Origin of the sequence: Dokdonia sp. Hel_I_63 (assembly GCF_007827285.1) — a bacterium.
GTDB lineage: Bacteria > Bacteroidota > Bacteroidia > Flavobacteriales > Flavobacteriaceae > Dokdonia.
Genome location: NZ_VISD01000001.1, coordinates 1,584,370 through 1,598,751, shown reverse-complemented (window position 1 = coordinate 1,598,751; position 14,382 = coordinate 1,584,370). Strand labels below are relative to the sequence as shown.

The following is a 14,382-nucleotide window of genomic DNA, read 5'->3' as shown; positions in this document are numbered from 1 at the left end:
ACCACTAGAAACTATCAAAAAGCATTTGAAACTTTATCTTTGAACATCCATTAACGATTACTGAGAAGAGCTAACTTATCTTACTCAGCGCTTAAAAATATCAAATGACACAACTTAGAAACATCATCGAAGAGGCTTGGGAGGATCGCTCGCTCCTTACTAATCCAGTAACAATAAATGCTATACGTGAGGTAGTAGACATGCTAGACCGTGGTACGCTACGCGTTGCAGAACCTACAGAAGACGGATGGCAAGTAAATGAGTGGGTAAAAAAGGCGGTTGTACTTTATTTCCCTATCCAAAAAATGGAAACTCTGGAAGCTGGAATCTTTGAATATCACGATAAAATTCCATTAAAGAGAGACTTTGCAAATCGCGGTATTCGTGTAGTGCCTAATGCTGTTGCACGTCACGGAGCTTATATCTCTAAAGGGGTAATCTTGATGCCAAGTTATGTAAACATAGGAGCTTATGTAGATGAGGGAACTATGGTTGATACATGGGCAACCGTAGGAAGCTGCGCACAAATAGGTAAAAACGTACACCTAAGTGGTGGTGTAGGTATAGGTGGTGTTCTAGAACCACTACAAGCATCTCCAGTAATTATAGAAGATGGTGCTTTTATAGGATCTAGATGTATTGTTGTAGAAGGTGTACACGTTGAGAAAGAAGCTGTCTTAGGCGCAAACGTAGTACTTACAATGAGCACAAAAATTATTGACGTTACTGGTGATGAGCCTGTAGAAATGAAAGGACGCGTACCTGCAAGATCTGTAGTAATCCCTGGAAGTTATACTAAGAAATTTGCTGCAGGAGAGTACCAAGTTCCTTGTGCACTAATTATAGGTAAACGTAAAGAGAGCACTAACAAAAAGACGTCTCTTAATGATGCCTTAAGAGAGTACGACGTAGCAGTTTAATATGACAACGGAGCAAACTAATGACATGATTATAGATGCGGTTATCACATGGGTAAATGGTGATGACTTAACATGGCAACATAAAATCAATACGTATCTAGATACTAAAATTGATTTCTCTAAAAAAGCAGAAAGTACTCGCTACAATGCAATAGGCGAAGTGCAGATTGCAATAGCATCGATTATCAAGTTTGCTCCGTTTATTAAAAACATATATGTCGTTACCGACAACCAGGTACCACAAGATTTTGATGTCTTATCTACAAAGGCTCAAGAACAAGGTGTCAACCTAAAAATTATAGATCACACGGTGATTTTTAAAAATTATGAAGAGGCTTTACCTAGTTTCAACTCTATTTCTATAGAGATAATGCTCTATAGAATCCCAAATCTATCTGAGCATTTTGTGGTTTTTAATGATGACTTCTTCTTAATGAGAGCTACGGCCCCAGAAGATTTCTTTATCAATGGCATGCCCGTATTGCGTGGCTCATGGGAAAAGTTTAATGAAGATAGAACACTTAGAGTATACTATCAAAAGCTGCTCAAGCTTATAGGAAAGGAACCTGACCCAAATAGACCAAGCTTTAAAAGGCTACAGCAGCAAAGCGCTATGCTAGCTGGCACAAAGAAGTATGTCAGAAGATATCACACCCCTATGAGTGTAAGAAAATCTACCCTAGTAGATTATTTTAACGCACATGAGGACTTGCTCAAAAATAATATTTCATTTAGATTCCGCGATAAGAGTCAGTTTTTATTGTCCTCTTTATCTGAGCATCTCGAAATTAAAAAAGGAACCTTTCACTACTCAAAAGACACGCGACTAACTTATTTCAGATCTTACAAGAAACCTTCAAGTGTAAAAAAGAAGTTGGCTCAATTTATAGAAGATCCATCTAAAATATTTATCACCTTCCAGAGCTTAGAAAGAGCAGATCCTGCTTTACTTACACATATTAAAAACTGGATATCTAGTAGACTAGATCAAGATCTCCGCTAGGAAATTAATTTTTGATAGAAAAAAGAACTTTCTATGCAAAGTCATAGAAAAACAAATCCATGATACACAAAAAGATTCCTACTTTTCTTTTAAGTCTATATTAAAATGTAACGCTAGGTTTTCCCACTGTACTCTATTTCGATCTTCGTTAACGTTTGTTTTTTTAAGAGCAACCTTTTGACTACCTACTAGTGGTATAGGGTCTTCCACAGTATATGGTGCAAATCGAGATAATGTCCCATTTAAAAGTGCCATTGTTTTAAACCAGAGATCATCACTTTTGGGAGATAATTCTTGAAAAAGATCTACATTTAAAACTTGTTTATTAAGAGATCCTACAGGATATAAAACTCCACATACTCCTACAGGCATCATCGTCATATCTTCTCTGGAAGAAGAGGTTACATGTTTCCATTGTTTATAAGGAAGGACTTCTCCTTGTTCATTGTATGATATACTTCTTACTCTATTTGCAATAACATCCTTTGGATATTCTAGGTGGGACTTATACAATTGTCCTAATAAATTAGGATGATACATCACATCATCGTCAACGGTCACGATTATTTTATCAGGAAAAAGCTCTAAAGAATGGATAAGCTTTCGGTGAGAAAAAGTATAGGGCGAGTATCTTATCTCAAACACATCACCTTCTAACGCTTTGAGTCCTGCTGGCACAGCACTTTCTAAGTCTTCGTTAAGCCAAAGAATAATTTTATCTGGCTGAGGATTTGCACAAAGCAGACTCCTCACTGTATATTGAACAAGCTTAAGACGAGAAGGAATTGTGGTAAGTGACACAATCAATGGCACCGTATTCTTGTTTCTTGACTTAATCTTACTAACAGATTTGTTTTTTAACGCAAAACTTTTAAGTATGGATGGAAAATATTCTTTTAACTTCATAATTCAATAAAAATAGCGGCTATCTAAATAGTAACATCATGATTTTTATTGATACCATGAATTGCGTAAGTCACTTTATTGTCACGAGTATTTTTTCTAATAGCGGCATTTTTGTCAAGAGTTTCTTGTGTCTTGTATCCCCTTGCGTGATCTAAATGAACACAAATTGCAGTATAACGTATCTGAATGGATTTTATGCCAGAATTCATCAAGCGCTCACCAAGTTCTCTATCTTGTCCTCCGTACTGCATGCGCTCATCAAAACCATTTACCCTCACAATATCTTCTTTCCAACCGCTAGCGTTGTGACCATTCCAACTAGCATTTGTAGGAGTAAGAAAATTTAGGGCTCTTGAAGTAAATTTGCCAGCCGTGAGTTTTTTGTTTTTAAATGAAGATTTTAAACCACGTTCTTTTAACCAGTTTACATCAAAACAATTTTGATTCTGGATATCTGAATAATTTATTGAATTTGATATATCTAAAGGAAGTTTGAAATAACCTCCCGAAAGAAAATAACCTTTCCTTCTATGTTTTAAATGCTCTTCAACAAAGTTATTTTTTGGTATACAATCACCATCACTCATTAATATGTAATCCGAGTTACAGGCAACTATTGCTTTATTGAGAATACGGGATTTTTGAAAACCCTCATCTTCCTGCCATACATGTATAATAGGAACTGGAAAATCTTTTGAAAATTCTTCTAAAAGCTCTTTTGTCTGTGGTCCAGATCCATCATCTGCTATAACAATTTCAAAATCAAAGGTGGTTTGAAATTGATATCCCCAAAGTGTTTTTTCTAACCAATCAACAGCATTATACGTGCTTAATATGACGGAAACTGATGGCTTAAGTGATTTCATAGGCAGGAGACAAAACTAGCTAATTATTCATAAAATAGCTAGCATATTTAGTACAATAGAACAACGTACACCATAACACAAAGCATTAACTCTATTGCTAAGTGATGATGCCCATTTTAATCAATATATTATTCAAAGGAAAGCAAAAAAAAAGCCTCTCAGTTTCCTGAGAGGCTTTTAGTATAAGAACTAGATGGTGAGAATTACTCTCCTCCTTCCATTTTCTTTTTAAGAGCTGCAAGAGCATCGTTTGCATCACCTAAAGTAGGCTTAGACTCATCTGCTTGAGTTTTAGCTTTCTTAGCTTGTTGCTTAACGATCTTAGCTTCTTCTTCTTTATGGATAACCATATGTGAAGCAACTACACGCTTGAAGTCTTTGTTGAATTCAATAATTTGGAATTCTGCTTCTTCTCCTTTTCCTAATTTAGTTCCGTCTTCTTTTTCAAGGTGACGAGTAGGAACAAATGCAGTAATATCCTCGTTAAAATCGATAGTAGCTCCTTTGTCTACAATCTCTGTGATTGCAGCTTTGTGAGTAGTACCCATTTTGAACTCATCCTCGTACTTATCCCAAGGATTTGCTTCGATTTGTTTGTGACCTAAAGATAATTTACGTCCATCTACGTCAAGCTCAAGAACCACTACTTCTAGTTTATCTCCTACCTCACAGAATTCTGATGGATGCTTCACTTTCTTAGTCCAAGAAAGATCTGAGATGTAAATTAATCCATCAATACCTTCTTCTAGTTCTAAGAACACACCGAAGTTTGTAAAGTTACGTACGATACCTTCGTGACGTGAACCTACAGGGTATTTTGAAGTAATATCTGTCCATGGATCTTGCGTTAATTGCTTGATACCAAGACTCATCTTACGATCTTCACGATCTAAAGTAAGGATTTGAGCATCTACTACGTCTCCTACTTTTACGAAGTCTTGAGCGCTACGTAAGTGCGTAGACCATGACATTTCTGATACGTGGATAAGACCTTCTACTCCTTCTTCTACTTCGATAAATGCACCGTAATCTGCGATTACAACTACTTTACCTTTTACATTATCACCTACTTTAAGCTCTTCTCCTAAGGCCTCCCATGGGTGCTTAGAAAGTTGCTTAAGACCTAACTGGATACGTGTTTTATCCTCATCAAAGTCAAGGATTACAACATTCAGTTTCTGATCAAGCTCAACGATTTCATTCGGGTGGTTGATACGTGACCAAGAAAGGTCTGTAATGTGTACCAGTCCATCAACACCTCCAAGATCAACAAATACACCGTATGAAGTGATGTTTTTAACAACACCTTCAAGTACTTGTCCTTTTTCAAGCTGCCCGATGATCTCCTTCTTCTGCTCTTCGATATCTGCTTCGATAAGCGCTTTGTGAGATACTACAACGTTTTTAAACTCGTGGTTGATTTTTACAACCTTGAATTCCATCGTTTTGTTTACATACTGATCGTAATCACGTATAGGCTTCACATCAATTTGTGAACCTGGTAAGAATGCTTCGATACCGAATACATCTACGATCATACCTCCTTTAGTACGTGCTTTTACAAATCCGTTTACGATAGTTCCCTCATCGTGTGCAGCGTTAACGCGATCCCAAGCCTTGATAACACGCGCCTTACGGTGTGATAATATCAATTGCCCAGTTGCATCCTCACGTACATCGATAAGTACTTCTACTTTATCACCTACTTTAAGGTCTGGATTGTAACGGAATTCATTAAGAGAGATTACCCCTTCAGACTTAGCGTTAATGTCAATGATTGCATCACGATCAGTAAGTGTAATTACTGTTCCTTCTACAACATCGTCATCAAGTGTATCTACAAAGTTACTTGCTACAAGCGCTTCAAATTCTTCAAGTTGCTTGTCATCTACTGTATCGATTCCTTCTTCGTACTTCTCCCAGTTAAAGTCTTTAAGAAATTGTTCTGGGTTCTCTTGAGCTGGAGATAGCTCAACTTTTGGTGCTACTACTGCAGCTTCTTCCTGAACTTCAGGATTTTTTGTTTCTTCAGCCATTTGCTAAAATTTACATCTACCTAAAAACAAGCGTTTTATAGACAGATGGGTTTTGTATTTTACGTTTCTGCGAAAGCTTAATAAACCTAGAAACCGTAAAAGGGTTTGTTTTGTTTTTTAAATACCTCACTGGCAGCTTTCTAAAGGTGGCCAAAAAGGAGTGCAAAAATACACCCTTTATCTTGATTTACAAAGGGGTTTTGAGATAAAAATTAGCACTGCTAATTATGCTGTATTCTTACAACTATCAGTTTAACTAATTAATAAACTAACCAGTACTAATCACAACAATGCTATATACTCCTTAAATCCCATTCAGACAAAGCTCTACATAACTCATTATTGTAAATTTCATTGTATATTTAGAATCATTAAAAACCTTTAATAAAGAAAAGCCGTCTAATAGATAATTGTAATAATTACCAGTAATTTTTTGAACAAAACAACCTTGCTTTGGTCTACAGCTTTCTTCTGTATTTATTATAGCGCTTAGATGAACAATAAGATTAATTCTATTTTAACGCTTATCGTAGTTAAAAAGAGAATTAGTACTAAAATTAAATTGCAAGTAATGTTAGGTAAATAGCTAGAGACGGAATTTATGCACACTAATAATCTTATATAGAATAAAAGTAGCAACAAACGCATTATGTATCCTTCCATACTTAATTATAGAACTTTAATGAGACAGGTTAAGACATTCTACTCTTTTATATTGCTAATTATTACTTGCTTGAGCTGTTCGCAAGATGATTATTCAAATAATAATGTTGCTGAACAAACCACTGATCCTTTTACTATTTCTGGACCACATCTACTTTACAATAATGAAATCACTTTCTACAAAGGAGTTAATGCAATGCAAACCTTTGGTTTAGTAGACCCTGGTTTGATGAATGAATGGAAGGTAGAAATTGTAAGAGAGTTTGTTGGAAATCTTCGTGAACAACCTATTGATAGCGACCCTATTCAGGCTAGTGATAACAAGTGGTACCACTCTCTTCAGACTATTGTTAATCAAAATCGAGACAACAATAAAATTACAATAATTTGTCCTTTCGGCTGGGTTGATAATGAAGGACACCAAATACTCTTTACTGGTCTAAATCCCTCTTCGCAATACTTTTATGCTGATTATAAAACAAAAATGAAAGAAATAGCCGAGCATTTTAAAGACCAACCAGATGTCTGGATTGAAGTTTGGAATGAACCGTATCATTGGAATAATGAAAATAATTATACTCATAATTTGTGGCTGTCAGATATGACAGACATGGTAGAAAATTTGAGGCAAGTGCCCGGTTTTCGTAATATAGTAATCGTTCCTGGAAATGAACAAGGTCAATCTGAAGAAGCTATTCTTGCAAAAGGAAATACTCTTATAGAGGATAAGTTTAATGTATTATTTGATCTACATGCTTATGAGAAGTGGCTGGTTAATACTACTGAGTCTCAAATTATTTCTAGACTCAATAATTTAAAAGAAAATGATATCCCTTTCTTTATAGGCGAGATTGGGGTCAAAAATGTGGGTGATATCATGCCTATTCAAAATTTCCTAAATGCCGTTAATTCTGAACAAGTAAGCACATTAGCATGGTTATGGAATCAAAATAGTAATTATAGTAATGCTTTATTAACTAATGACGGATTACCGAACTCAAATTTTAATAATAATTATTGGGGATTGACGTACAAGGAATTTCTTGATGATTAATAACTGGTCACAAAAAACAGAGCCACGTAAAACTTACTACTTTCTTATCTTATTCGAAAAGATAAATGGTTGCAAACATTAATCAAGAGAATCTGAAAATAATACTTGCATAGCGATTACTTAAAGAAGAACTTTTTTACTTCAAACAAACTCCACCGAGGCTAGTTTCTTTCTCGAACCTTCCATTATCTTTTATCTATAGTTCTAAAGCTTAGCTTTCTATAGTATAACATTGAATTTACTAAGAAATAACACGTCTAAAGGAAAACCTTAAGGAAATGTGAGCACGTAATTGTAGATTAGCTCTATCAAATTGACTTCGTCTAACACATAGATTACAGCTTAATTTTTTACGCTTGCGCGAAAGCGTAAGTTGTTTAATAAGCAGTCAAAAAAACATAACTATGAAACTCTTTCTATACCTAATTTTAGCTTGCACACTCCTACTTATCTCTTGTGGTAGTGATGATGATACCACAAATATCGATAACCTATCAACTCTAACAGACTTGAATGGTGAAACTGGTTTATCTTATGAAGAAAGTTTAAGCAAGTGGTCAGACTTAAAAAGTAATCATGGAAAATCATACATCTATCAAACAGATATTATCTCCTTTACAGGTGATGGAAGCACCACAGAAATTAAAGTAATAGAAAACAGTGTTGTCTCTCGAGTATATCAAACTTTTACCATAGATGGTGAGACTGGGGAGCGATTGATTACAGACACCTATTCTGAAAACGAAGCTGCATTAGGAACAAACCAAGAAGGCGCTGCTCCGCTCACAATAGACGAGTTATATGATTCTTGTGTAAGCGAATACCTCGTAGTAGACCAGGAGAACAACACGATATACTTACAGACTGAAGTAAATGGGTTACTTACATTATGCGGTTTCATACCTAATAATTGTGCAGATGATTGTTTTAGCGGCATTTCTATAAAAGCCTTTGGCTGGATTAACTAATCTTACTTTAAAGTATTGCATATACTTATGAAGTGGACTACTTCAAAAAAATATTTCCTAGTGTGACACATCTATCAGCAGCTCCATTAAAAGAACTACAGTTACCGTAACTAATCATAATATTGTGCGTTTATATTTTACAAAAACAATACATATAAAGGAAAGCCGTAAATTAATTCACGTATATAGTTGTAGATTTGCCATCAGAAATCTACTTCTTACAATTGCCTAATAAGTAGACTGTTATAAAAAACTTATGAAAACAATAAGAATACTACTGTTTATACTTTTTATATTATTAGTGAGCATAAGCTATAGTCAAAACTATAAGTTTGATAAAATTGTAAAGAGCAGTTTTTCCACACAATTATTTCCCAATCAAGAATGGACTCATTTTTTTAATTCTGAGGATGATTCATATCATATGTATATATACAAACGCAATGATTCTCTAGTCTCTAGAATTTTTGATACCAAAGAAAATGAGGAGCATTACTTTCACATTGATAAATCGAATTCTTTAAATTTTATTGAAACAAAAAACTTATCAAAAAAAGTAAATGGACATAAATTTGAATTCTCTAAAATAGAACAGCGTAAAGGAAATAAGGAAATCACTTTTAAAATTCTCAACGACAGAGATAAAAAAATTGCTAATTACAAGCTTAAGATTAAAGAAACTGATGAAGATTTTTTCTCAATATATAAGCTATCTGCTCTTGAGAATCAATTATTCAATAAAATCAAACCTTCCAAACACTTTATCGTTTTAGAAGCTAAAAGAAATTCAACAAAATACAAACTTGACTCCATTGAGGATATAAATTTGACAGTTACAATTCCTCATTAAAACTAGTTCTACCCATAGACGTAGGGCCCATTTGCTATAACAACCAAATTAAAATAACAAACAGACTCCTAAATTGAAGCTCGAACAAAGACAAAACCTCAATTTATAGAAGGTGTAGAGAAAGTTATCAAAGAGGCTAAAGCTCCCTTATCTGGAAAGGATGCTCTCAAACCAATCTCTTAACTTAGGTCTATCAATAACATAAACTGCACAGATACGCTTTCACGAAAGCAAATTGCACTAGTTTCTTACACCGAGCGTAAGTATAACATTGATTTTTTACCTTAGATAAAATAAACCTTAAAATAAGCTAGCAATCGTAAGTACACATATTTGTATTACACACAAAAATTAATTGGTATTAGAACAACATGGATTGGAGCAGCTTTGAGATAGACGATAAAATATTTAAGTGGGAACAAACATTTAATGATGTCTTTGAAGTCTTTGAACACAAAAACCTTAACAAGAATACGAGCTCTTGGAAACTTCACAAAGTACCTTCAAACGAGTTTTTAGGCTTAGATACTGTTTCGTGTGAATTCTACGGACCTTCTTATGACAGACCTATTTCCTCTATTTCATTTGGATTAAAACCTATTAAAAAAGGATGGTTTCAACAGCACCACTCGCCGTATATGAAACAGCTCATATCTATACTAGGCGAACCTGATAAAGTTCAAGAAAATCCATTAACAGATGGTAAAAAGTATAACGAGGGATATAGTAGCGGCAGTGTAATTTATGCTGCACACTGGTGGTTTGGCGATATTAGGATTGGCCTCTCTGCGTATGGAGGAATCAGAAATGAGTCATTAGGAGAAACAGCGGCACTCCTCCACATAGGTTGGTACAATGAGATAGCAATGGCTAAGCCATACATCAATGACTTTTATAATAGAGAAGCTCGCATAAGCAAACAACTTACTTTGATAGAAACCTTTACCCTCAGCTATGGTCAATTAAAAATGTTGCGTAGGTCTTATGAGTTACCTAGTGATTTGCTGGCAGGTAAGGAAGATGAAATTCACCTAGCACAGCTCGCTTTATACCACGCTAACGTTTATAGAACCCCAAAGGAGCTAGCACAACAAATGCAACCCAACCAGCTGCGGCTTTTATCTCTAGACACTACGCAACAATACGCACTAGCCACTAAGCACGACTTCACGGTCTTTGACTATGGTAGCGAAATCGTCTTTACTAATATACTACCAGCAAAAGGAGCCGGAGCAACAGAAATCACTGTAAACAACTTAACATATAGAGACAGTCCTAATAGTGTCCCGTTATCTGAACTAAGAACCAAACTTAAAGCTTTAGGTTTCACCATTAAAACCGCCGAGTTTTTCGATGCTTGATGATTACAAATGACGTTCATAACTCCTTTATCAAGTTCGCATTCTACAACATATTCCGATTAAAATGAGTGGAGTTAGGCTTTCGCGAAAATGTTCTCTCAACCACTATTTCTAGTAGCGATACACGCTGCGCAAGATTTATAAATAAGTGTATATTTAGACAATCAATTAAAAAACAACTAATTACATATCTTTTCTGTGATATCAAAATTTTCAATGAGCCTTCTATGATTTGAACTCTGGCTGCTTTATAAGATTGCTTTTTATCCACTCACAAATGAAAAATATATACACAATACTTTTACTTCTTGCACTTCTAAGTTGTTCCGAAAAAAAGTTAAGCACTCCCTACGAGCCTCTAGTCACCAATAAAGATGCAATTGAAAAGAGAAATGAGGTATTTATAAAAGTACATGACAGTGTGGATTCTTTCTTTACAAATTTAACGCTGGATGAGATGCAAGCTATGCCTGACATTTTATACCTAGGCAAAAAGGAGAATAAGTCATCTATAACAATTCCTACAGACACTACAGTTTATATAATAGGTGGAGACCCTTTCATTTCAATATTTTACAAACTTGAAATTGATAAAGGCGACAGCATTTTAATTGACGTGGAAAACTTAAAAGTCAACTCCTCTAAGCAAGTTCAATATCCAGTCTTTACACACTTAAATAGTGATAAACCATGGAGCGAAACTAACTTTGATTATCTTCTGTTCAAGCAAAATCTAAATAGTGAGGCAATCGTAATCGACGAAGATAAATTTCAAAACAAAGAGTTCTCAATAAAACAAATACATGAAAACTCAAACTTGCTATTGGATAGTCTAAAAGCTATTAATAGTATCTCAGATGAGTTCTACAGAAGTACAAAGCTTGACCAGCAACTTAAGTACGCAACATCGAAAGTAAGAGAAGCTAGAAAGCAGCATTTACAATTGGATATTGATACTTTAGATATAAAAATAAATAGTGAAGAATTATTTGAACGCAATGAATACGTAAGTTTTTTAAAAGCTTTGGTGTTATATAAATATTTTCAAACCGATAAAAGAGTTTCAAACACTGTACAATTTGATGTTGTTACTAAAGAAACAAAGCTATTTAATCAGTCAACAAAAGAAATGTTACTAAGCGCTTATCTTAAAAGCATTTATTTTTTAGAAAAATCAAAGTTTGACAATTATTTAGAAAAGTTTTACACTTTAAATACTAGCAATAAGTTGGAAGACAAATGGAAGACAATTGTCGAAAATCAACAAGAAAACATTGAGAAATTAGACATAAATGATCGTACTATTGGGGTTTTATCAAATTTAGTAAATGACAACCAATTGACATTTGAGGAGATTCTTTTAAGAGAAAAAGGAAAAATAGTGCTAGTTGATTTTTGGGCAAGTTGGTGTGCACCTTGTAGAAAAGAAATGCCATTTTTAGAAGATTTAAAAACAAGATTTGATAAAACAGAATTTGAAATTATTCAAATTTCAATTGACAAAGAATACGCAGCTTGGCTTCGAGCAAGTACATTAGAAAATCTATCAACTGAAGAGAATAATTATATAATTGCCAACTGGAAAAAGTCAAAACTATATAATAATTACAATATAAAGACAATACCACGGTATCTGCTTTTTGATAAATTTGGAAAAATCATTGATGACAATGCCCCAAGACCAAGTGATAATGAACTTGCATCCTTGATTATAGCTAACTTATAAGAAATACCATTAATACTTATAAACTCCGCAGTTGCACGGTGTACTTCATAATCAGGATTCTGACACACCATTATCAACCTAACTAATAAAGAGTAATGTGACTAAAAAGGAATTGGGACTATAAAAACAAAATCAACCCTGCTTCATTTCCGTAAATTCAACCCAACTTTTGATTTTCTAAGCTTTGGAGCAATTCCCTATTTTCGCGAAAGCGTAAACAACTATCATAAACAATAAATCACCTCATTTCCTCAATGAAAAATTCCCTAAAAACAATATTTCTTCTTGTAACCTTATTTGCATTTCACACTGCCACTGGACAAGAAAATTTTGAAAAAACAACACTAGTCAAGAACATCTTCTCTGCGCTGAAAAGCCAAGATGATACAAAGGTCATTGAAAGTCTAGCTACTAAAGAGGAGATCTCATACCTCATTCCAATAGTACAAGCAAATTCTAGTGAAAACATTCCCGAGGTAGCTACTATAGTAGCCAATTTTAAAACAGAAGCAGCCAAGGATTTTCAAGAAGTATTAAGAAAGGGAACTACATTTGACGTACAATGGGAAGATATACAGTTACAGACCGTACGTCATGAACCTCTAGGAGATAATAAGATTGCTATTGAGATGGCAGATATTATTCTAGTATGCAGCAGTAATAACGTTAACTTTGAAGTTACTTTAAGAAAATCTATTAAAATAAAAGACAACTGGCGATTAATGGATAGAATGAAGTTTAGACTACTATAACTGCATACATCCATTAACAAAGATTTAATCGAAATCCTATTTTCGCGAAAGCGTAATTATCTATCTTTATCTAGCACTTTAAAAACAAGCATATGAAACTTACAGACGATCAAATCAACAATAGATTAGAAGATTTTCCAGACTGGGAGTATGACGATAACGCGATACACACCACGATTGAGTTTGAAAACTTCCGCGAGGTGTTTGCAACCATGACGCGCATTGCCTTTGAGTGTGAGAAAATGGATCACCACCCTACCTGGACAAACACGTATAATGAGCTAGAAATCTCTCTTAACACACACGATGCAGATGGTGTGACAGAAAAGGATTTTGACCTTGCTGCAGCTATAGATGATATTTTAGGCGCATAAAGGACTATAAATTTTAAAGAAATCAACCGATTTCATATTTTTACCGCGGTCAATACTATTTGTATTGATCGCGTTTTTAATTACACTATTATTAAAAAGGAGATTTTTGCTTACGCGAAAATATCTATTACTTTATATACATGGGAAGAGCATTTGAGTTTAGAAAAGCACGTAAAATGAAGCGCTGGAGCGCAATGTCTAAGGCATTTACACGCATAGGTAAGGATATTGTAATGGCCGTTAAAGAAGGTGGTCCAGATCCAGACTCAAACTCGAGACTACGTGCGGTAATACAGAATGCTAAGGCGGTAAATATGCCTAAGGATAACGTAGAACGTGCCATTAAAAGAGCGTCAGATAAGAGCCAAGGCGACTACAAGGAAGTAATCTTTGAAGGATATGCACAACACGGTATCGCAATACTTGTAGAAACCGCTACAGATAACAATACACGTACGGTGGCAAATGTGAGAGCTGCTTTTAATAAATGTGACGGTAACCTAGGTACCTCTGGATCTGTAGTATTTATGTTTGACCACACTTGTACTTTCCGTGTGAATGCAGAGGGACAAGATGTAGAAGAGATAGAACTTGAGTTTATAGACTTTGGTGCCGAAGAAGTTTTTGAAGATGAAGACGGGATACATATCTATGCGCCTTTTGAAAGCTATGGAGCGATACAAAGCGCCCTTGAAGAAAAAGGAATTGAGATCTTAGAATCTGGTTTTGATCGTATTCCACAAGTAACGAAGCAACTTACTCCAGAGGAAGAGGCAGACGTAAACAAGCTTATCGATAAGCTTGATGAAGATGATGATGTGCAGAATGTATTCTCTACTATGCAAGCAAATGCGGAGGAAGAGGAATAAAAAACTAGAACGCATAAAAAAACCCTCAAGAAAT

13 protein-coding genes are annotated in these 14,382 nt (G+C 34.8%); 10 read left to right on the top strand and 3 right to left on the bottom strand.

All coding sequences use genetic code 11. The features are described from left to right. Nucleotides 1-104 precede the first annotated feature (104 nt). On the top strand, nt 105-920 hold the full coding sequence (locus JM84_RS07075; RefSeq protein ID WP_013749738.1) for a 2,3,4,5-tetrahydropyridine-2,6-dicarboxylate N-succinyltransferase: 816 nt from the start codon (nt 105-107) through the stop codon (nt 918-920). 1 nt (nt 921) lies between these two features. Next, entirely contained in the window at nt 922-1,923 is a 1,002-nt protein-coding gene (locus tag JM84_RS07070; RefSeq protein ID WP_013749739.1) for a Stealth CR1 domain-containing protein, read from the top strand. Nucleotides 1,924-2,001: 78 nt separating this feature from the next. Here JM84_RS07070 and JM84_RS07065 read toward each other — a convergent pair whose 3' ends face one another. The 3 genes from JM84_RS07065 to rpsA all read right to left on the bottom strand — a co-directional run bounded on the left by JM84_RS07065 (nt 2,002) and on the right by rpsA (nt 5,731). Continuing rightward, nucleotides 2,002-2,829 (bottom strand): hypothetical protein, encoded by an 828-nt coding sequence (locus JM84_RS07065; RefSeq protein ID WP_013749740.1) that lies wholly within the window; start codon nt 2,827-2,829, stop codon nt 2,002-2,004. 23 nt (nt 2,830-2,852) lie between these two features. Then, complete coding sequence (locus JM84_RS07060; RefSeq protein ID WP_144783386.1) at nt 2,853-3,695, bottom strand: glycosyltransferase family 2 protein; 843 nt, start codon at nt 3,693-3,695, stop codon at nt 2,853-2,855. Between the two features lie 203 nt (nt 3,696-3,898). Then, a complete protein-coding gene (gene rpsA / locus JM84_RS07055; RefSeq protein WP_013749742.1) occupies nt 3,899-5,731 on the bottom strand; it encodes a 30S ribosomal protein S1 in 1,833 nt (610 codons plus the stop codon). Between the two features lie 682 nt (nt 5,732-6,413). Between rpsA and JM84_RS07050 the strand changes: the two genes are divergently transcribed. The 8 genes from JM84_RS07050 (at nt 6,414) to JM84_RS07015 (ending at nt 14,348) form a co-directional block, all read left to right on the top strand. Next, nucleotides 6,414-7,448, top strand: a complete 1,035-nt coding sequence (locus tag JM84_RS07050) for a cellulase family glycosylhydrolase (protein WP_186439104.1) — start codon at nt 6,414-6,416, stop codon at nt 7,446-7,448. Nucleotides 7,449-7,852: 404 nt separating this feature from the next. Continuing rightward, nucleotides 7,853-8,416, top strand: a complete 564-nt coding sequence (locus tag JM84_RS07045; protein WP_013749745.1) for a hypothetical protein — start codon at nt 7,853-7,855, stop codon at nt 8,414-8,416. Nucleotides 8,417-8,672: 256 nt separating this feature from the next. Then, nucleotides 8,673-9,266 (top strand): hypothetical protein, encoded by a 594-nt coding sequence (locus tag JM84_RS07040; protein ID WP_013749746.1) that lies wholly within the window; start codon nt 8,673-8,675, stop codon nt 9,264-9,266. Nucleotides 9,267-9,637: 371 nt separating this feature from the next. Next, on the top strand, nt 9,638-10,627 hold the full coding sequence (locus tag JM84_RS07035; protein WP_013749747.1) for a hypothetical protein: 990 nt from the start codon (nt 9,638-9,640) through the stop codon (nt 10,625-10,627). Between the two features lie 277 nt (nt 10,628-10,904). Beyond that, nucleotides 10,905-12,353: a TlpA family protein disulfide reductase gene (locus tag JM84_RS07030; RefSeq protein ID WP_013749748.1), complete on the top strand. Its 1,449-nt coding sequence runs from the start codon at nt 10,905-10,907 to the stop codon at nt 12,351-12,353. A 254-nt stretch (nt 12,354-12,607) separates the two neighbouring features. Next, nucleotides 12,608-13,105, top strand: a complete 498-nt coding sequence (locus JM84_RS07025; RefSeq protein ID WP_144783382.1) for a hypothetical protein — start codon at nt 12,608-12,610, stop codon at nt 13,103-13,105. Between the two features lie 92 nt (nt 13,106-13,197). After that, nucleotides 13,198-13,479: a 4a-hydroxytetrahydrobiopterin dehydratase gene (locus tag JM84_RS07020; protein WP_013749750.1), complete on the top strand. Its 282-nt coding sequence runs from the start codon at nt 13,198-13,200 to the stop codon at nt 13,477-13,479. Between the two features lie 140 nt (nt 13,480-13,619). Further along, nucleotides 13,620-14,348, top strand: coding sequence for a YebC/PmpR family DNA-binding transcriptional regulator (locus JM84_RS07015; protein ID WP_013749751.1), 729 nt, complete (start codon nt 13,620-13,622; stop codon nt 14,346-14,348). Nucleotides 14,349-14,382: the final 34 nt, after the last annotated feature.